The 18,502-nt window shown below is 67.6% G+C and carries 18 protein-coding genes and 1 tRNA gene; 9 read left to right on the forward strand and 10 right to left on the reverse strand.

Features of this window, described 5'->3' with window-relative positions:
• The first annotated feature begins 9 nt into the window (after positions 1-9).
• The 5 genes from OHA61_RS18945 (at position 10) to OHA61_RS18965 (ending at position 8,087) form a co-directional block, all read left to right on the forward strand.
• A complete protein-coding gene (locus tag OHA61_RS18945) occupies positions 10-1,419 on the forward strand; it encodes an FtsW/RodA/SpoVE family cell cycle protein (RefSeq protein WP_266480519.1) in 1,410 nt (469 codons plus the stop codon).
• Complete coding sequence (locus OHA61_RS18950; RefSeq protein ID WP_406304021.1) at positions 1,416-2,879, forward strand: peptidoglycan D,D-transpeptidase FtsI family protein; 1,464 nt, start codon at positions 1,416-1,418, stop codon at positions 2,877-2,879. Before OHA61_RS18945 ends, OHA61_RS18950 begins: the two co-directional genes overlap by 4 nt.
• Positions 2,880-3,047: 168 nt before the next feature.
• Positions 3,048-5,009: a Stk1 family PASTA domain-containing Ser/Thr kinase gene (gene pknB, locus OHA61_RS18955; RefSeq protein WP_406304022.1), complete on the forward strand. Its 1,962-nt coding sequence runs from the start codon at positions 3,048-3,050 to the stop codon at positions 5,007-5,009.
• A 196-nt stretch (positions 5,010-5,205) separates the two neighbouring features.
• A complete protein-coding gene (locus OHA61_RS18960) occupies positions 5,206-6,852 on the forward strand; it encodes an IS1182 family transposase (RefSeq protein WP_406307396.1) in 1,647 nt (548 codons plus the stop codon).
• A 200-nt stretch (positions 6,853-7,052) separates the two neighbouring features.
• The gene (locus OHA61_RS18965; RefSeq protein WP_406304023.1) at positions 7,053-8,087 is read left to right on the forward strand and encodes a restriction endonuclease; all 1,035 of its coding nucleotides are present in this window, start codon (positions 7,053-7,055) and stop codon (positions 8,085-8,087) included.
• Between the two features lie 59 nt (positions 8,088-8,146).
• Here the strand turns inward: OHA61_RS18965 and OHA61_RS18970 are convergent, their stop codons facing one another.
• From OHA61_RS18970 to OHA61_RS18995, 6 genes are read right to left on the reverse strand one after another with little or no spacing between them, the layout of a single operon-like run.
• Positions 8,147-8,821 (reverse strand): class E sortase, encoded by a 675-nt coding sequence (locus OHA61_RS18970; RefSeq protein WP_324972626.1) that lies wholly within the window; start codon positions 8,819-8,821, stop codon positions 8,147-8,149.
• A gap of 51 nt (positions 8,822-8,872) precedes the next feature.
• Positions 8,873-10,087, reverse strand: a complete 1,215-nt coding sequence (locus OHA61_RS18975) for a class E sortase (protein WP_406304024.1) — start codon at positions 10,085-10,087, stop codon at positions 8,873-8,875.
• Entirely contained in the window at positions 10,084-10,722 is a 639-nt protein-coding gene (locus OHA61_RS18980) for an aminodeoxychorismate/anthranilate synthase component II (protein WP_361902136.1), read from the reverse strand. Before OHA61_RS18980 ends, OHA61_RS18975 begins: the two co-directional genes overlap by 4 nt.
• Complete coding sequence (locus tag OHA61_RS18985) at positions 10,719-10,892, reverse strand: hypothetical protein (RefSeq protein ID WP_406304025.1); 174 nt, start codon at positions 10,890-10,892, stop codon at positions 10,719-10,721. The genes OHA61_RS18980 and OHA61_RS18985 overlap by 4 nt, the downstream gene beginning before the upstream one ends.
• A 56-nt stretch (positions 10,893-10,948) precedes the next feature.
• Positions 10,949-11,668: a class E sortase gene (locus OHA61_RS18990; RefSeq protein WP_406304026.1), complete on the reverse strand. Its 720-nt coding sequence runs from the start codon at positions 11,666-11,668 to the stop codon at positions 10,949-10,951.
• 14 nt (positions 11,669-11,682) lie between these two features.
• On the reverse strand, positions 11,683-12,450 hold the full coding sequence (locus tag OHA61_RS18995) for a DUF881 domain-containing protein (protein ID WP_324972613.1): 768 nt from the start codon (positions 12,448-12,450) through the stop codon (positions 11,683-11,685).
• A 142-nt stretch (positions 12,451-12,592) separates the two neighbouring features.
• Between OHA61_RS18995 and crgA the strand changes: the two genes are divergently transcribed.
• Complete coding sequence (crgA, locus tag OHA61_RS19000) at positions 12,593-12,850, forward strand: cell division protein CrgA (protein WP_142214706.1); 258 nt, start codon at positions 12,593-12,595, stop codon at positions 12,848-12,850.
• 256 nt (positions 12,851-13,106) lie between these two features.
• Here crgA and OHA61_RS19005 read toward each other — a convergent pair whose 3' ends face one another.
• Positions 13,107-14,003 (reverse strand): rhomboid family intramembrane serine protease, encoded by an 897-nt coding sequence (locus OHA61_RS19005; RefSeq protein WP_406304027.1) that lies wholly within the window; start codon positions 14,001-14,003, stop codon positions 13,107-13,109.
• A gap of 131 nt (positions 14,004-14,134) precedes the next feature.
• Entirely contained in the window at positions 14,135-14,668 is a 534-nt protein-coding gene (locus OHA61_RS19010) for a peptidylprolyl isomerase (RefSeq protein WP_406304028.1), read from the reverse strand.
• Between the two features lie 273 nt (positions 14,669-14,941).
• On the opposite strand from OHA61_RS19010, the gene OHA61_RS19015 reads away from it, so the two are divergent.
• Positions 14,942-15,622 carry a DUF5324 family protein gene (locus OHA61_RS19015; RefSeq protein ID WP_406304029.1) on the forward strand — a complete coding sequence of 227 codons (681 nt, stop codon included), beginning with the start codon at positions 14,942-14,944 and terminating at the stop codon, positions 15,620-15,622.
• A 55-nt stretch (positions 15,623-15,677) separates the two neighbouring features.
• Here the strand turns inward: OHA61_RS19015 and OHA61_RS19020 are convergent, their stop codons facing one another.
• On the reverse strand, positions 15,678-16,079 hold the full coding sequence (locus OHA61_RS19020) for a DUF6344 domain-containing protein (protein ID WP_406304030.1): 402 nt from the start codon (positions 16,077-16,079) through the stop codon (positions 15,678-15,680).
• Positions 16,080-16,294: 215 nt separating this feature from the next.
• A tRNA-Ala gene (locus OHA61_RS19025) sits at positions 16,295-16,367 on the reverse strand.
• 182 nt (positions 16,368-16,549) lie between these two features.
• Here OHA61_RS19025 and OHA61_RS19030 point away from each other — a divergent pair.
• Both OHA61_RS19030 and OHA61_RS19035 read left to right on the forward strand, forming a co-directional pair.
• On the forward strand, positions 16,550-17,098 hold the full coding sequence (locus OHA61_RS19030; RefSeq protein WP_324972592.1) for a DNA-binding protein: 549 nt from the start codon (positions 16,550-16,552) through the stop codon (positions 17,096-17,098).
• Between the two features lie 46 nt (positions 17,099-17,144).
• Positions 17,145-18,500: a protein kinase domain-containing protein gene (locus OHA61_RS19035; RefSeq protein ID WP_406304031.1), complete on the forward strand. Its 1,356-nt coding sequence runs from the start codon at positions 17,145-17,147 to the stop codon at positions 18,498-18,500.
• The last annotated feature ends 2 nt before the right edge of the window (positions 18,501-18,502 follow it).

Consider the following 18,502-nt stretch of genomic DNA (forward strand, 5'->3'; position numbering starts at 1 on the left):
TTCTCCACCATGAGCGTTGTCACCAACACCACCACGATCGGCGCGATCGAAGCACCGAGCCGCCGCAACACCGAGCTGATGCTGCTCGCTTTCGCAGTCGTCATCCCGGTGTTCGCGTACATCAACGTGGGTCTCGCACTCGACGGCAAGCTGCCTGCCGGAGTGCTCGGCTATGGCATCGGCCTTGGCCTGCTCGCCGGTGTGGCCCATCTCGCGGTGCGCAAGTTCGCCAAGTACGCCGACCCGCTGCTGCTTCCGCTGGCCGCGCTGCTCAACGGCCTCGGACTGGTGATGATCTGGCGACTGGACCAGTCGCCCCGGCTGATCCAGCGCGCCGAGAAGCTCTTCGGGGGCTTCAGCCCGGACGCCCCCAAGCAGCTGTTGTACTCCGCGATCGGCATCGGCCTCTTCGTCGGCGTACTGATCCTGCTCAAGGACCACCGCATCCTGCAGCGCTACACCTACATCTCGATGGCAGCGGCCCTGGTTCTGCTGATTCTGCCGGTGTTCTTCCCGGCGGTGAACGGCGCCAAGATCTGGATCAGTCTCGGTCCCTTCACCATCCAGCCCGGCGAGTTCGCGAAGATCATCATTGCGATCTTCTTTTCCGGCTATCTGATGGTGAAGCGGGACGCCCTCGCGCTGGCCAGCCGCCGCTTCATGGGCCTGTATCTGCCCCGCGGCCGTGACCTCGGACCGATCCTCATGGTCTGGGCGATGTCGATCCTCATCCTGGTCTTCGAGACCGACCTCGGTACCTCGCTGCTGTTCTTCGGACTCTTCGTGATCATGCTGTACGTCGCCACCGAGCGCACCAGCTGGATCGTCTTCGGCCTGCTGATGTCCGCGGTCGGCGCGGTCGGCGTCGCCTCCTTCGAGCCGCACGTCCAGCAGCGTGTGGACTTCTGGCTCAACCCGTTCGCCGAGAAGACCTGGGCGCAGAGCGAACAGATCGGCCAGGCGCTGATGTCCTTCGGCTCGGGCGGCACCCTCGGCACCGGCCTCGGCCAGGGCGACTCCGACCTCATCGGCTTCGCCGCCAACTCCGACTTCATCCTCTCCACGTTCGGTGAAGAGATGGGCCTGGCCGGAATGATGGCGTTCCTGCTGGTCTACGGGCTGATCGTGGAGCGCGGCGTACGTACCGCCCTCGCCGCTCGCGACCCCTTCGGCAAGCTCCTCGCCATCGGCCTCTCCGGCGCCTTCGCCATCCAGGTCTTCGTCGTCGCCGGCGGTGTCATGGGCCTCATCCCGCTCACCGGTATGACCATGCCCTTCGTGGCGTACGGCGGTTCGTCCGTGATCGCCAACTGGGCGCTGATCGGCATCCTGATCCGTATCAGCGACACCGCGCGCCGTCCCGCGCCGGCTCCCGCTCCGTCCCCCGACGCCGAGATGACCCAGGTGGTCCGACCGTGAACAAGCCCCTGCGCCGGATCGCGATCTTCTGCGGGCTCCTGGTACTTGCCCTGCTGGTGCGCACCAACTGGCTCCAGTACGTCCAGGCCGACGATCTCAATACCAACTCGAAAAACCGCCGTGTCCTGATCGAGCGGTACGCCGCCGAGCGCGGCAACATCATCGTCGACGGCAAGCCGATCACCGGCTCCGTCGAGACGAAGGACACGGACTTCAAGTTCAAGCGCACCTACGTCGACGGCCCCATGTGGGCACCCGTCACCGGGTACGCCTCACAGGCATTCGACGCCAACCAGATCGAGAAGCTCGAGGACGGCATACTCACCGGCAACTCCGACCAGCTCTTCTTCGACCGCACCATGGCGATGTTCACCGGCGACAAGAAGAAGGGCGGCAACGTCGTCACGACGCTCAACGGCGCCGCCCAGAAGGCCGCCTACGAGGGCCTCGGCAACAAGAAGGGCGCGGTCGCGGCCATCGACCCGCAGACCGGCAAGATCCTCGCGCTGGCCTCCACGCCCTCGTACGACCCCGCCTCCTTCGCCGGCTACGGCGCATCGGACGAGCGGGCGTGGAACAAGCTGGAGAAGGACAAGAACAAGCCGAAGCTCAACCGCGCGCTTCGCGAGGTCTATCCGCCGGGCTCCACCTTCAAGGTGGTCACCGCGGCCGCCGCGCTGGAGCACGGCGTGATCGACGACATCAATGCGGCGACCGACACCCCCGAGCCGTACATCCTCCCCAACACCCGCAAGCCGATGGTCAACCACGCCAGCGGCTGCAAGAACGCCAGCCTCAACGACGCGCTCAAGGTCTCCTGCAACTCCGTCTTCGCCAAGCTCGGTGACCAGGTCAGCCGCGACAAGATGGTGGAGACGGCGCAGAAGTTCGGCTTCAACAACCCCGAGATCGACACCCCGGTGCGTGCCGCCGCCTCTGTCTACGACAAGGCGATGGACCGCCCCCAGAACGCCCTGTCCTCCATCGGCCAGTTCAACACCGCGACCACTCCACTCCAGATGGCCATGGTCACCGCGGCGATCGCCAATGACGGCAAGCTGATGAAGCCGTACATGATCGACCAGCTGGAATCGCCCAACCTGGACGTCATCAAGAAGACCGAGCCGCAGGAGATGAGCCGCCCGCTCTCCCAGAAGAACGCGCAGCTTCTCCAGGACATGATGGAGAACGTCGTCAAGGAAGGCACCGGCACCAACGCACAGATCGACGGGGTCACCGTCGGCGGCAAGACCGGTACCGCCCAGCACGGCGAGAACAACTCCAAGCGTCCCTACGCCTGGTTCATCTCGTACGCGAAGACCGACAGCGGCTCACCCGTAGCCGTTGCAGTCGTGGTCGAGGACTCCAGTGGCACCGCCCGCGACGACATCTCCGGTGGCGGTCTCGCCGCCCCCATCGCCAAGTCCGTGATGAAGGCCGTACTGGACAGCAAGAAGTGACGCGGATCACGTCCGGCGTCCATACCTGCACATTGCGATACCGGTCGGGTATCAGGTGACGGTCGCGGGCCGATCAGGTGGTGCGTGGCCGGTAGCGTATGCGCGAACAGCACACCGCCGGACCACACACGGGTGCGGTCGGGACTGACGGAGAGGGCTGGAACAGTTATGGAAGAGCCGCGTCGCCTCGGCGGCCGGTACGAACTGGGCTCGGTGCTCGGCCGTGGTGGCATGGCAGAGGTCTACCTCGCCCACGACACCCGGCTCGGCCGCACCGTCGCCGTGAAGACGCTGCGGGCCGATCTCGCCCGTGACCCGTCCTTCCAGGCCCGGTTCCGCCGTGAGGCCCAGTCGGCCGCCTCGCTCAACCACCCGGCAATCGTCGCGGTCTACGACACGGGCGAGGACTACGTCGACGGGGTCTCGATCCCGTACATCGTCATGGAGTACGTCGACGGCTCCACGCTCAGAGAGCTGCTGCACTCCGGGCGCAAGCTGCTTCCCGAGCGCACGCTCGAGATGACCATCGGCATCCTCCAGGCGCTCGAGTACTCCCACCGCAACGGAATCGTCCACCGCGACATCAAGCCGGCGAACGTCATGCTGACGCGCACCGGCCAGGTCAAGGTCATGGACTTCGGCATCGCCCGCGCCATGGGCGACTCCGGGATGACGATGACCCAGACCGCGGCGGTCATCGGAACCGCGCAGTACCTCTCCCCGGAGCAGGCCAAGGGCGAGCAGGTCGACGCCCGCTCCGACCTGTACTCCACCGGCTGTCTGCTCTACGAGCTCCTCACCGTCCGTCCGCCCTTCGTGGGCGACTCCCCGGTGGCGGTGGCGTACCAGCATGTACGCGAGGAACCGCAGCCGCCGAGCAACTTCGACCCCGAGATCACGCCCGAGATGGACGCCATCGTCCTGCGGGCCCTGGTCAAGGACCCCGACTACCGCTACCAGTCGGCCGACGAGATGCGCGCGGACATCGAGGCCTGCCTCGACGGCCAGCCGGTCGCGGCGACGGCGGCGATGGGCGCGGTCGGCTACGGCGGATACGCCCCCGAGGACCAGCCGACCACGGCGCTGCGCCAGGCCGACCCGGCGGGCCAGACATCGATGCTTCCGCCGATGAACCCGGACGACGGGGGCTACGGCTACGACGACCGCCCGGACCGGCGTCGCCAGAAGAAGTCGAACACCTCGACGATCCTGCTGATCCTCGCGGGCATCCTGGTGCTCGTCGGCGCGGTGCTGATCGGCAAGGCGGTCTTCGGCGGCGGTGACGGCGGCGGCGGCGATGTGCCGGTGCCGCAGCTCGTCGGCAAGTCGCTGCAGGAAGCCCAGACGCTCGGGACGAACGCCGGCGTCAAGGTCGCCCAATCGGGCACGGCGCGCTGTGAGCAGCCGAAGAACAAGATCTGCAGCCAGACGCCGGCCAACGGGAATATGCAGCAGGGCGAGACCGTCCAGGTCGTCGTCTCCGAGGGCGCACCCAAGGTCGAGATCCCGGACGTCACCGAGAAGTCCCGGGCGAATGCCGAGAAGGCTCTGACGGACAAGGGCTTCAGGGTCAAGATCGTGGAATCCGAGTCCTCGGACGAGGACCCGGGCACGGTCCTCTCGCAGGATCCCAGGGGCGGCACCCAGGCCGAGAAGGGCACTGAGGTCACCCTCACCGTGGCCAAGCAGGCCAAGGTCAACGTGCCTCCGGTCGTGGGTCGGCTGTTCGACGACGCCAAGAGCCAGCTCGAGACCCTTGAGTTCACGGTTGTGCGGGCGGACGTGGACTCCGATCAGCCGACGGGCACGGTCATCCGGCAGGACCCGTCGGGCGACTCGAAGGCCGCCAAGGGTGCCACGGTCACGCTGCAGGTCTCCAAGGGCCCGCAGCAGACCGCTCAGGTGCCTCAGCTGTTCAACAAGACCATCGGCGAGGCCAAGCAGCTCCTCGCTCAGGCAGGTCTGCAGCTCGGCGCCGTCAACGGTCCGAACGACGACAGGGCCCGGATCATTGTTCAGGACCCGGCGGCCGGTTCACCGGCGACTCCAGGCCAGCAGATCAATGTGCAGACCATTGACGGCGGCGGGGGCGGGAACAACGGCGGGAACGACGGCGGAATCTTCGGCTAGCCCCGGCCCGCAACAGCAGGAGGCCCCGGCACCCTTCATCGGGACGCTGACTCTGTCGGGGATCTTGGGGATCCCCGGCGGGGCAGCATGATCAACGGGCATGCTCGGCTCTGTTCAAGGACCGATGCAGTTGTCGAGGTGCCCGTTGTCGCTCCACGCCCGTTCTGGTGAGCAAGTCCCTTCTCTGACCGTGCAGATGGCACGGGCGAGCAACCCGGGCGGTACGACGGCGATGTGGGTGAGAGACCACCTGGGCGGGCTGTGGCGTGACGAGGACTTCGCCGACTGGTACTCGCGCGACGGCCGCCCGGGGCTCTCGCCCGCCCAGCTGGCCACCGTCTGTGTGCTGCAGTTCCTGCTCGGTCTGTCGGACCGGCAGGCGGCCGAGGCGGTTCGCTGCCGCATCGATTTCAAGTACGCGCTGGCCATGGAACTGGACGATCCCGGCTTCCACCACAGCGTGCTGGCCGACTTCCGCGAGCGTCTCACCGAGGGCGGCCGAGCCGACCGTCTCCTCGACCTCGCACTCGCGCGCCTGAAGGAGGCCGGTCTCGTCCGCGAGCGCACCACCCAGCGCACGGATTCCACCCACGTCCTGGCCGCGGTGCGCGACCTGACCCGGCTGGAACTGGTCACCGAGGCCGTCCGCGCCGCGCTGGAAGAGCTGGCCGGCACAGCTCCGCACCTGCTGGCCGGCCTGGTCGACGAGGAGTGGGGGCGCCGCTACGGCCGTCCGGTCCGTCTGGGCAAGAACCCCACCCGACCCAAGACCAGGATCCTTGCCACAGGCGGTGACGCCGTCCGGCTGCTGGAGCACGTCGGGGAGCATGGGGCGGATCGCCTGTCCGGTCCCCGGGTCCAGGCTCTGCGGCAGATTATGGTGCAGAACTACTACCGCGACGGGGCCGGCCGCCTGCGCTGGCGCACCGCCGAGGACGGCGGGCTGCCGCCCTCGGCCGTCGCAGTCGTCTCGCCCTACGACCCGACGGCCCGCTACGCGCGCCGCGGACATGTCACCCGTTGGAAAGGGTTCGTCGCGCATCTCACCGAGACCTGTGATCCCGACGGCGTCAACGTGATCACAGATGTGGCCACCACCGACGCCACCAGCTACGACGCGAAGGCTCTGCCCGGCATCCACACCCGGCTGAAGCACCGCGGGCTGCTGCCCGCCGAGCACCTGGTCGACGGCGGATACACCTCCCTGGTCCATCTGGAACAGGCAGTCCGCGAACACCAGGTCACGGTCACCGGACCACTGCCGGTCAACTCCACCCGCCAGCACCGCAAGAACGACGGCTTCGGCCGCGACGACTTCCATATCGACTTCGACCGCCAGCAGGTCACCTGCCCACAGGGCGAGACCAGCGCGGGATGGCACGGCCCCTATCCGACCTCCTCACCCACCGCGGCACCTCTGATCGTGGCACGGTTCACCAAGAGCCAGTGCCGCCCCTGCCCGGTCCGCACCCGCTGCACGACCACCACCGACAGCGCCCGAACCGTGGGCTTTCCCCCGCGAGAACTCCGCGACCTGCAACTCCGAGTCCGCGCCGAGCAACAGACACCCGAATGGCAGGGTCGCTATGCGGTCCGCTCCGGAGTGGAAGGCACCATCAACGAGCTCGCTCACGGACACGGCATGCGCCGCTGCCGCTACCGGGGACAGCAGAAAGCCCACCTACAGCACGTGTTCACAGCCATCGCCGCAAACATCGAGCGCCTCAGCCGACGGCCACCGACAGGAGAAGCACCTTCGTCCCGGCCGCCGACCGCCTTCCAGAACTTCCTGGACCAGCACGGGATCCCCCGGCCGAGGTCTTGGCGGTCCGCCAGAGACTGAGCAGACGACACCAAGATCCCCGACAGAGTCAGCGTCCAACACCGGTGGGCGGGGCCTCCTGCTGTATGCCATCTGCTGCGCGCACGCTTTCGACCATCGGTCGTTTCTTCAGATGTCCTGACTCGTTGGACGGATGGGGAGGGGACTCAAGCTGCTGCCCCGATCTCACCACCAACCAGGCGAGCAGAAAGGGCCGGAGCATGATCGACCAGACCGCGCTGCTGGAGTCGAAATCGCTGCGCACGAGCATGGCTGCCCACACAGAGGTACTCAACAGGGTGAAGGCCCTGTCGTTGCTACCGGACGGCATGCATGTGACGACGGCGATGGTCGCCGCGTACTTCCAGGTCGGCATCAACGCTGTCCGCTCCCTTGTGCTCGATCACCGGGAAGAAATCGAAGCCAACGGATACCGCGTCTTGTCAGGGGCAGAACTGAGTTCCTTCAAGGAACTCAGTGGGATCCAGTCGCACACACCATCTCTTGCACTCTTCTCCCGACGGGCCGTTCTCAACGTCGCCATGCTGCTCCGCGACAGCGAAGTCGCACGTCAGGTGCGTACGTACCTCCTCGACATGGAGTACATGGCACGCACTGCCGCCCCTGTGGACAACTCCGTCCACAGCCCCGCCGACTCCCTCGACGACCGCATCGACCGGCGCATCGTCGACATCCTCGGCACTGCCGTCGTCCCCCTGTTCAACGCCCTCATCGAGACCTCGGGCGAACACCGCAAGGAACTGATCGACCTGCGCCAGGACATCCAGCGCGTCGAACGCAGACTCTGCCTCCACCACACTCGGCTGCGCCGGCTCGAAGGCCCACGTGAAGACCGGCCACTCGCCGGAGTCATGGCCGCCATCGACGCCATGAACGGCTACGAGTTCGAAGAGCACATCGCCGCTCTACTGCGCCGCGACGGCTGCACCGACGTCGTCGTACGCGGGGGCGGCGGAGACCGAGGCGTAGACATCACGGGCCGGACCCCCGATGGGCGACCGCTCGTCGTCCAGTGCAAGAGATTCGCACCCCACAACTCGGTCACGAGCCCCGACATCCAGAAGTTCCTCGGGGCTGCCAAGGTGCTGCACAAGGCCGACGTCGCACTCTACGTGGCAACGTGCCCCTTCACCCGGGAAGCCCTCAACATCTCTGCCGAGGGCGGCATCACCGCCGTACACCGAGGTCTGCTGGAGGCATGGAGCGCGGGCACCGCGCTGAACGTGCTCAAGTAGAGCGAGCGGGACAGCGGATCCCAGGACGACTGACGTCCTCCGAGGGACCTCAGTCACAGTCAGCGCAGCTCCGCCGGCGGCGTACGGTCCGCGTCGACCTTCTGCGTGCGCACCAGCTCGCCCCACACGATGTAGCGGTAGTCCGACGTGTACACGGGCGTGCACGTCGTCAGGGTGATGTACCGGCCCGGCTTCGTCATGCCCGACTCCTTCGGGACCGGCTGCAACACGTTCACGTTGTACTTCGAGGTCTCCGGAAGCTCCTTGAAGACCTTGTAGACGTACCAGGTGTCCCGCGTCTCGAAGACGATCGGGTCCCCGTCCTTCAGCTTGTGGATGTTGTGGAACTTCGCTCCATGGCCGTCGCGGTGCGCCGCCAGCGTGAAGTTGCCCTTGCCGTCCCACGGGAGCGCCGACTTGATCGGGTCCGTGTAGTAGCCCGCGATGCCGTCGTTGAGGCTTTGGGAGTCGGTGCCCTTCTTCACCAGCACCTCGCCGTTGTTCATGGCGGGTACGTGGAGGAAGCCGATGCCGTCCTTGGTGTCGAGGGCGCCCGGGCTGCTCGCCCAGCCGTCGCGCATCTGGTCGCCCTGCTTGGAGGCCGCACGGTCGGCGAGGACGTTCGTCCACCACAGTGAGTAGACGACAAAGAGCCCCAGCACCACGCCCGCGGTGATCAGCAGTTCGCCGAAGACACTGATGACACCGGCGGCCCGGCTACGCGCACGTGACACTGCACCTTTTCCCGTCTTGAAGTCCCACCGCACCCACCGAGCGAACCGATTTCAGCCGACGAGCGCGTCGGGTTTGCCCTTGCTGCGCGGTCGTTCGTCGACCATCTTGCCCCACACGATCATTCGATACGTACTCGTAAATTCCGGCGTACACGTCGTCAGCGTGATGTACCTGCCCGGTCCGTCGAATCCGGCGCCCTCCGGCACCGGAGCGATCACACTCACATTCGACGGTGAGGTCTGCGGGAGGATGCTTGCCATCTTGTACGTGTAGTACGCGTCCTGCGTCTCGACGACGATCGGGTCCCCCGGCTGTAGACGGTTGATGTACCGGAACGGTTCTCCGTGGGTGTTGCGGTGACCCGCGACCGCGAAGTTGCCCGCCCTGTCCGAAGGCATCGCGGTCTTGAGCTTCCCCTCGCCGTAGTGGCCCACCATGCCGCGGTCGAGGACCTTGTGCTTGCTGATGCCCTCGGCGATCGGGACGACCACGTCCAGCTTGGGGATATGCATGATGGCGAAGCCCTGCCCGGGCTCGAACGCGCCCGGCTGGCGGCCCTTCGCCCAGTCGTCCTGGATCTTGTTCGTCTCCTGGCTGGCCTGCTGCCCCGCGCGTATGTTCGTCCACCAGAGCTGGTACGTCACGAACAGCAGCATCAGCACGCCGAAGCTGATGAAGAGCTCACCGATGGCGCGGCTCGCGATGACGGCGGGGCTGTCCTTCGCGGCACGCGCGGCGCGGCGGGCCTCGACGCGTGAGAGGGGTCTGGCAGGCGTCGCCGAGGACTCCGGGGCGGCAGCAGAAGCGGGCCCCGGGCGCCTGTGGCTGCGGGCCTTGGCAGCCCGGCGCCGCTCGGCACGGCCGGGACCCGCGGGCGTCTGTACCGCGCGCCGGGTGTCCTCCGTACGCAGGGCGACGGTCTCGTCGTCCGGTACTGGTATCGGCCCGGACATCTGCTGAGGGATCGCGACGGTCTCGTACAGCGCCGCCCCAGGTTCCGCTTCCGGTTGCGGCTGGGCGTACCAGTCCCCCTGATAGCCCTGCGGGTCGCCTGCGGAGTACTGGCGGTAGCCAGACCACTCATGAGACTGAGGCACCTCGGCCTCAGGGGCATGAGCCTGCCCCTCCTCCGGAATGTCCGCCGCCCCGAACCACGGCGCCCCCTGCTCCCCCGGCGGCATGGGGTCTCCCCAGGGCGGAGCCGTGGGGGAGGGATCCGTCAGCGGGTCGTACTCATACCCGTCCTCAGGACGCCGGGCGTTCACGCCACAGCCTTGCCCACCACCGGTGCGAGCCCCGCCGAACGCCCGACCGCCCCGGTGTCGCCGCACTGCTCGAGCCAGTTGGCGAGCATCAGGTGCCCGTGCTCGGTGAGGACCGACTCGGGGTGGAACTGCACACCCTCGACGGCCAGTTCACGGTGGCGCAGCCCCATGATGATGCCGTCCGCAGTCCGTGCCGTGACCTCCAGCTCGTCCGGGAGCTCCGCCGGCTCCGCGGCCAGCGAGTGGTAGCGGGTCGCGGTGAACGGCGAAGGCAGCCCCGCGAAGACACCCTTGCCCTCGTGCGTGACCGGCGAGGTCTTGCCGTGCAGCAGCTCGGGGGCGCGGCCCACCACACCGCCGTACGCCACCGCCATCGACTGCATCCCCAGGCAGACACCGAAGACCGGCACAGCGGTGTCGGCGCAGTGGCGCACCATCTCGATGCACACACCTGCCTGCTCGGGCGCTCCGGGCCCGGGGGACAGCAGCACCCCGTCGAAGCCGTCCTGCGCATGCCCCGGCGCCACCTCGTCATTGCGCACGACCTCGCACTCCGCACCCAGTTGGTACAGGTACTGGACGAGGTTGAAGACGAAGCTGTCGTAGTTGTCGACGACCAGAATGCGCGCGCTCATCGGGCCGCCCCCGCTCCGTCGACCGTCACATCGTTGAACGGAAGCAGCGGCTCCGCCCACGGGAAGACGTACTGGAACAGCACGTAGACGACCGCGAGCATCAGCACGAGCGAGAGAACTGCCCGCACCCATGCGTTGCCCGGCAGATGCCGCCAGATCCAGCCGTACATGCTGTCCCTTTCCGTTTGGTACCGCACCAGACTAAAGGGCGGCAGGGGCACATGGGTCAGCTGCGCAAAGCTTCCGGTTTGCCGTCGGTCACAGGCTGGGTGGCGTCCAGATGCGCCCAGGCGATCAGCCGGTGGCTGCTGCCCCACTCCGGATCGCAGGTGGTCAGCGTCAGATAGCGCCCCGGCCCGTCGAAGCCCGACTTCCTGGGGACGGGGTCGATGACACCGGTGTCGCTCGGGACGGTCCGGTAGGGCTCGCGGTCGACGCGGTAGGTGAACCAGGTCGTCCCGTCCGTCAGCACCACAGCGTCACCCGGCCGCAGCTGCGGGAAGTCCTTGAAGGGATCGCCGTACGTGCGCCGGTGGCCGGCGACCGCGAAGTTGCCGCTGCCGCCGAGGACCGTGGTCGAGGCGTAGTGCCCGAGGCCCTTCTTGAGGATGCCCGTCGAGGTGCCTTCCAGGACCGGCCAGTCCCAACTCCTGCCGAAGCGGGGGATGTACATGACCGCGAAGGGCTTGCCGTCGCGGTACTCCTTGGGAGCGGGAGGGGCGGGTGTCGTCGTGCGCTCCGGAGCCGGGGTGGCAGCGGGAGCCTGGAGTGGACCCTGCGACCACTCCTCCTGGAGCCTGTCGATCTGTCCGTCGGTCGCGTCGGCCGCCTTGATTCCGGTCCAGAACATCACGTACACGACGAAGAGCACGATCAAGGTGCCGGCGGTGATGCAGAGTTCGCTGAAGGTCCTGACGATCAGCCGTACCGATAGCGTCCGTCCCACCGTCCCCCCAGGGGCTACTGCACGGGCTTCGCGTAGTGGAGATCCACTGTGCCCGAGTAGCCGGGGAGAGTCACCGCCTTGCGTTCGTCGACTTTCCAGCCGAGCCCGTAGGCCTTCACATACAGCTGGTAGTTCTGGATCGCGGGGGACTCGGCGAGCGCCTTCTTGAGCGCGCCCCGGTCGCCGACGGCCGTGACCTTGTACGGCGGGGAGTAGACGCGGCCCTGGAGGATCAGCGTGTTGCCCACGCAGCGCACGGCGCTGGTGGAGATCAGCCGCTGGTCCATGACCTGGATGCCCCTGGCACCGCCCTGCCACAGGGCGTTCACGACGGCCTGCAGGTCCTGCTGGTGGATGACCAGGTCATTGGCCTGCGGCTCGGGGTAGCCGGGGGCTGCCTGGGCGTTCGGCGGGGCGTCGTTGAGGGTGACACTGACGGCCGGTCCGCTGACCGGCGAGGTGCCCGAGGCCTTCTCCAGGGCGGCGAGCCGGGCATCCTCGGCCTTGGTGGAGCCGTCGTCGCGCCGGGCGAGCGCGTCGACGTCGTCCCGTACCGCCGCGGTGGACTCGTCCAGGTCGGCATTCTTGGTGCTGCGCTGCTGGATCAGGTCGGAGAGCTTCAGCATCGACGCGTCCGTACGGATATTGGTGCCCTTGGCGGTGTTGAAGCTGGTCACGAAGATCAGCCCGGCGAGGGCGAACACGGCAGCCGTCAGGAGCCGGACAAACCGCCAGTCGAAGCGGTTGTCCGGACCTTGGGGGGAGTCGGCAGAATTGCTCAACGTACCCTTATCTCCTTAGGCGCCGCGGAAGCACTACGCTAACGGACGCCCGGGGGAGGCGGTGGTCCCCCTCGCTCCAGCCCCTGGCGTCAAGCCACAGTTCCCTGCGCGGTCACGCAGCGCATCGACAGGAGAGTCCCTCGTGCCGAAGTCACGTATCCGCAAGAAGGCCGACTTCACGCCGCCGCCGGCGTCGAAGCAGGCGACCAGCATCAAGCTGACCAGCCGCAGCTGGGTCGCACCGGTGATGCTCGCGCTGTTTCTGATCGGCCTGGCCTGGATCGTCCTCTTCTATGTCACTGAGGGCGACCTTCCGATCAAGAGCTTCGGCAACTGGAACATCGTTGCCGGCTTCGGCTTCATCGCCGCCGGCTTCGGCGTATCCACCCAGTGGAAGTAGCTTCTCCGCAGCCTCGCCGTCAAGCCCTGCCCTGAGGTTATCCACAGTGTTGTCCACAGTGGGGAAAAGTTCAGACGATCTGTGGATAACCCTCAAAGCATTGACGCCGGTGTGACTGCATCGGCCATCTTGATGAAGCGCCCCGCCCCTTGTCCCTGCTGGGAAAAGCCAGCTCAGCGACAAGGGGCACGCTTGTTCCCCACAGCATGCACAAGATCGACCACACGCTGTGGACAACTTTGGGGAAAGGTCTCGCTCAGGTGAGCGCGGCGGTCCTGGCCACCACGGTGACGATCACCGCGATCAGGATCAGTGCGCAGGTGCCGTACTGGACCAGTGCTCGGCGTTCGGCCGGCGCGTGCACCATGGCGTACCCGACCACGACACCGCCGACGAGCCCGCCGATATGGGCCTGCCAGGCGATGTTGAACGCCGGGTTGAAGGTGAAGATCAGGTTGATCACCAGGAGCGCGATGACCGGCCGCATGTCGTAGTTCATTCGCCGCATGAGCACCGCGGTCGCGCCGAAGAGGCCGAAGACGGCGCCGGAGGCACCGAGCGAGGGCTGGTTCGCGTCGGCGAGCAGATAGGTCAGCGCGCTGCCCGCCAGGCCGGAGAGCACGTACAGGGTGAGGTAGCGCGCGCGTCCGAGGGCGGCTTCCAGGGGGCCGCCGATCCACCACAGGCTGAGCATGTTGAAGGCGATGTGGATATAGCTGCCGTGCAGGAACATCGACGTCAGCAGCCGGTAGTACTGCCCTTCCGCGACGCCCTCGACATCTCCGAGCAGCGGGACGAAGGCGCGCCCGATCAGGTCGAACTGGTCGGTGAACCGGTCCCCGAGCGACAGCTGCAGCAGGAAGACGGCGAGGTTGATCGCGATCAGGAGCTTGGTCAGCAGGCGCGGATCCGCGGTGACCGTGCCGCCCGCGATGGTCCGCGGTCGGGTGGCGGACGGGGCGTGTCCCGTACCGGATCCCGAACGGACACATTCCGGACACTGGAATCCGACCGACGCGCTGACCATGCACTCCGTGCAGATGGGCCGCTCGCAACGGGTGCACCTGATGCCCGTCTCGCGGCCCGGATGCCGGTAGCAGCTTGGGCCGTGCGCGTCCTGCGGCTGCTGCCCACTGCCTGGCGCCTGGTCCATGAGGTCCCTCTGTCTCCCTAGCTCAACACACCGCCCCGCCCATCCATACGGATGAGCGGGGCGAATTGGTTCCCCTCGGGTCCCCGAGGATCCCGGAGCGCCGCGGGGGCGCCGCGGGGGCGCCGCGGGGCTCAGCCCTCGCGGGTCTCCACGACGACCGACTCGATCACGACATCGCTCACCGGGCGGTCGGTGCGCGGGTTGGTCTGGGCGGCGGCGATCGCGTCCACGACCTTCTTGCCGGTCTCGCTGCTGACCTCGCCGAAGATGGTGTGCTTGCGGGTCAGCCAGGCGGTGGGCGACACGGTGATGAAGAACTGCGAGCCGTTGGTGCCCGGGCCGGCGTTGGCCATGGCCAGCAGGTACGGCTTGTCGAAGCCGAGATCCGGGTGGAACTCGTCCTGGAACTCGTAGCCGGGGCCGCCCGTGCCGTTGCCCAGCGGGTCACCGCCCTGGATCATGAAGCCGCTGATCACGCGGTGGAAGACCGTGCCGTCGTACAGGTTGTCCGTGGACTTCTTGCCGGTCGCCGGGTGGGTCCACTCACGCTCGCCCTTGGCGAGCTCCACGAAGTTCTTGACTGTCTTGGGCGCGTGGTTCGGCAGAAGCCGGATCTCGATGTCGCCTTGGTTGGTCTTCAAGGTGGCGTACAGCTGCTCGGCCACGATCTGCCTTCCGTAAGTCTGCTCTGACGTCACACGATCCTCGCACGCGGGAGCAGTCCACGGATAAAAGGCGTCGAGTCGTCAACGAAGCGGCGCGTTGTGGGGCGAACCGTGGCATCGTCGTCCGCAAGGGCCCTACATGACCCGGATGCCCGCCCCGCATGCCGAGGCCGCACTCAACAGGCATGATTTCCAAACGGGTGGAAAGGCGAAACTATGCCTAACTGGAAGTAAAGCCCAGCCACCCAGAACGCCACCGAGGAGGAGGATCCCGTGACCCGCATGGACAGCGTGCGCGCCGCGACCGGTACGGCGAAGGACAGCGTGCTGCACGCCGCGGAAGTGGTGGCGCCCTACGCCGGTACGGCCAAGGACCAGGCCGCGCACTATGCGTACGAGGCCCGCGTACGGCTCGCGCCCAAAGTCTCCAAGGCCGCTACTCAGGCCCGTGTTCACTACGACGCGCGTGTCGCGCCGCATGTGCCGCCGAAGGTGGACGAGGCAGCGCACCGAGCCGCGGTTCAGGCTCGCAGGGCGGCTCGTCAGGCGGCGGATTACACCGTTCCGCGTGTGGAGCAGGCGGTGGCCGTCGCTCAGCCCGTACGGGAGGAGGCTCTGGCCCGCTCCGCTGCCGCACTGGCCGCACTGCGCGGACAGGTGACGGCGAAGGAGATTCAGAAGCTGGTGAGGAAGCACGAGCGGCGCTCAAAGGCCGCGCGGCTCGCCAAGGGTCTTGCGATCGTCGGTGTGCTGGTCGGTGGGGCAGTCGCGGCCTGGAAGTGGTGGGACAAGCAGGCCAACCCCGACTGGCTGGTGGAACCGCCCGCTGCCACGGAGGTCTCCGACCGAGCCCCGCTGTCGTCCGTCGACGGCAGTGAGCAGGGAGACCTGGACCCTGAGGTGCAGGCGAAGCAGGACGAGGCGGAGGCTGCTGACCGCGACGATCAGCGCTGATCGCTTGCCGCCCGTGGAGCAGATGGCGCCGGGAGGGGTGAGCGATCCCGGCGCCTCATGCCGAGGCGTGCGCCGTGTCGGCGACGCGGGCAGGGGCCGGGCTGTGCCCGATGTCCGTGATGTCGGCGCTGTCGGCGTCGGTCGCGGGCAGGTGCCGGGTGGACGGCGACGATCCATGGGCCTCGGCGCGGATGCGCTGCTTGATGGTGGGTGGCAGCGATCTGTCGCGCGCCACGGGGTTCCATCGGGTAGCGGGGCTCCATCGCGTACTGGGCGCGGGCACTGTCGGCCGGACGGCCTGGCGGCGTACCTGCTGGGGCAGGAGCGGCGCGTCGGGCGTCCGCACGGCCGGCCGGCGCGCGGCGGTGGTGGCGGTGGTCAGCCCCACCGAGGCAAGCAGCGCAAAGAACGCGGTGATGAACGCGGCCCACAGATTTCTGACCTTCATGGCGGCCATGACCCCTCGCTTTCGGGTTGAGCGATCTACATACCTTTCTCATGATGTGTACGCATCTCGGGAAGTGAGGGAGCGACGCCGCCGCTGCGCAGTTCTTCGGATGAACACCACCCAGACGGCCCATTCCACGGTGCGGGCGGGGCAGCGAGGCAGTACAAGGCAGTGAAAAGGGCGCTCCGATCTGTTCTCGACAGATCGGAGCGCCCTTGTCGTTGTGGAGCCTAGGGGAGTCGAACCCCTGACATCTGCCATGCAAAGACAGCGCTCTACCAACTGAGCTAAGGCCCCGGAAGGGTGGGTACGGCCGAGCAGAAGCGTGCCTCGGCCACCGCCGCAGACCAGAGTACCGGGTGACCCCCCGAATCCTGCAAAAGGATTGGGACTCCCGGTGGGCGACCACTCTCCGTAAGATGCTCGTCGAGGTTCGCAGCAGCGAAGCCCGCTTTGGGGAAAAGCGATGGGGAGACGCAATGGACGCCGCGCAGCAGGAAACAACCGCAAGAGCCAGAGAGCTGCAGCGCAGCTGGTACGGAGAGCCGCTGGGGGCCCTCTTCCGTCGGCTCATCGATGATCTGGGCCTGAACCAGGCCCGCCTTGCTGCGGTGCTCGGGCTGTCGGCTCCGATGCTCTCCCAGCTGATGAGCGGCCAGCGCGCCAAGATCGGCAATCCCGCGGTGGTCCAGCGGGTGCAGGCTCTGCAGGATCTGGCGAGTCAGGTCGCCGACGGCAGTGTCAGCGCGGCCGAGGCGACGGACCGGATGGAGGAGATCAGGAAGTCGCAGGGCGGCTCCGTGCTGACCGGCACCAGCCAGAGCACAAGCAGCTCCGGAGCGCCGACAGTTCGCCGTGTCGTACGCGAGATCCAGTCGTTGCTTCGTTCGGTTGCCGCGGCGGGCGACATCATCGATGCGGCGGACTCTCTCGCCCCGAGCCACCCCGAGCTGGCAGAGTTCCTCCGGGTGTACGGCGCCGGTCGCACGGCCGACGCCGTCGCCCACTACGAGTCGCATCAGAGCTGACCGAGGCAGCGGGCCTCACTGGGGAACGGGGAGCGGGCGCAGCGCAATGGGTGAGGTCTTCGCTGGTCGGTACGAACTCATCGACCCGATCGGTCGCGGCGGTGTCGGTGCGGTGTGGCGGGCCTGGGACCAACGGCGCCGTCGCTATGTGGCGGCCAAGGTGCTGCAGCAGAGCGATGCGCACACCCTGCTGCGCTTCGTCCGCGAACAGGCCCTGAGGATCGATCATCCCCATGTCCTCGCTCCGGCCAGCTGGGCCGCGGACGACGACAAGGTGCTGTTCACCATGGACCTGGTGAGCGGCGGGTCGCTGGCGCATGTCATCGGGGACTACGGCCCGCTGCCGCCCCGTTTTGTGTGCACGCTGCTCGATCAGCTGTTGTCCGGTCTGGCCGCGGTGCACGCGGAGGGGGTCGTGCACCGCGACATCAAGCCGGCGAACATCCTGATGGAGGCCACCGGGACCGGGCGGCCGCATCTGCGGCTGTCCGACTTCGGGATCTCGATGCGCAAGGGTGAGCCGCGGCTCACCGAGACCAACTATGTGGTGGGCACGCCCGGTTACTTCGCGCCCGAGCAGATGATGGGCGCGGAGCCGGACTTCACGGCCGATCTCTTCGCGGTCGGTCTCGTCGCGCTCTATCTGCTCCAGGGCAAGAAGCCCGACTCCAGGGCGCTGGTCGAGCACTTCGCCAACATCGGGACTCCTGGTGCCCCTCAGGGCATCCCCGAACCGCTGTGGCAGGTGCTCGCCGGTCTGTTGCAGCCCGATCCGCAGGTGCGGTTCCGTACCGCCACGGGAGCGCGGAAGGCGCTCACGGCGGCTGTCGAGATGCTCCCAGAGCCGGGCGCGGACGACGAGCCCGTCGAGATCTTCGACCAGATCGGCCCGCTGCCCGCCGGATTCGGCCCCGAGGGCCCGACCGGACCCGCACGGGACACGGCAGCGGCTGACCGGGCCGGGCAGGCTCACGTACAGCGGCCGCTCCCGCCGTCGCAGACGGGCAGCTTCCATCTGGCCCCGCCACCGCAGCAGCCGTCCGCCCAACTGCCTGATACGGCCCAGCCGTCCACTCCGCCCCCCATGCCGGCGGCCTCGGAGCCGACGCCCACGCCGACTCCCACTCCCGCGCCCGTACCGTCCCACAGCGCTTCCCCGGTGTACGCCCCCGCGCCCGAGCAGTCCGTGCAGTCCCCGACCGCTCCGACCGCCCCGGTGCAGTACGAGCAAGCTCTGACCCGTGCTTACACCGCGCAGAGCCCGCAGGTTCCGCACGCCCACGCGCCGGTTCCGACGGTGGCCCGCAAACGGCCGGGACCGCCCCCGAAGGTCGCGGTCCCGGTGCTGCTTGTCGCGCTGCTCTGCTTCGCGGTGGGCATCTGGGCGCTGACCCAGGCCTGATC

Origin of the sequence: Streptomyces sp. NBC_00885, from assembly GCF_045207475.1 — a bacterium.
GTDB lineage: Bacteria > Actinomycetota > Actinomycetes > Streptomycetales > Streptomycetaceae > Streptomyces.

What these genes read in the sequence shown, in the direction of transcription:
- OHA61_RS18945 (WP_266480519.1), top strand. Translation starts at nt 10, where the DNA reads ATGAGCGTTGTCACCAACACCACCACGATCGGCGCGATCGAAGCACCG.
- pknB (WP_406304022.1), top strand. Translation starts at nt 3,048, where the DNA reads ATGGAAGAGCCGCGTCGCCTCGGCGGCCGGTACGAACTGGGCTCGGTG.
- OHA61_RS18960 (WP_406307396.1), top strand. Translation starts at nt 5,206, where the DNA reads ATGGCACGGGCGAGCAACCCGGGCGGTACGACGGCGATGTGGGTGAGA.
- OHA61_RS18965 (WP_406304023.1), top strand. Translation starts at nt 7,053, where the DNA reads ATGATCGACCAGACCGCGCTGCTGGAGTCGAAATCGCTGCGCACGAGC.
- OHA61_RS18980 (WP_361902136.1), bottom strand. Translation starts at nt 10,722, where the DNA reads ATGAGCGCGCGCATTCTGGTCGTCGACAACTACGACAGCTTCGTCTTC.
- OHA61_RS18985 (WP_406304025.1), bottom strand. Translation starts at nt 10,892, where the DNA reads ATGTACGGCTGGATCTGGCGGCATCTGCCGGGCAACGCATGGGTGCGG.
- OHA61_RS19005 (WP_406304027.1), bottom strand. Translation starts at nt 14,003, where the DNA reads ATGGACCAGGCGCCAGGCAGTGGGCAGCAGCCGCAGGACGCGCACGGC.
- OHA61_RS19020 (WP_406304030.1), bottom strand. Translation starts at nt 16,079, where the DNA reads ATGGCCGCCATGAAGGTCAGAAATCTGTGGGCCGCGTTCATCACCGCG.
- OHA61_RS19030 (WP_324972592.1), top strand. Translation starts at nt 16,550, where the DNA reads ATGGACGCCGCGCAGCAGGAAACAACCGCAAGAGCCAGAGAGCTGCAG.
- OHA61_RS19035 (WP_406304031.1), top strand. Translation starts at nt 17,145, where the DNA reads ATGGGTGAGGTCTTCGCTGGTCGGTACGAACTCATCGACCCGATCGGT.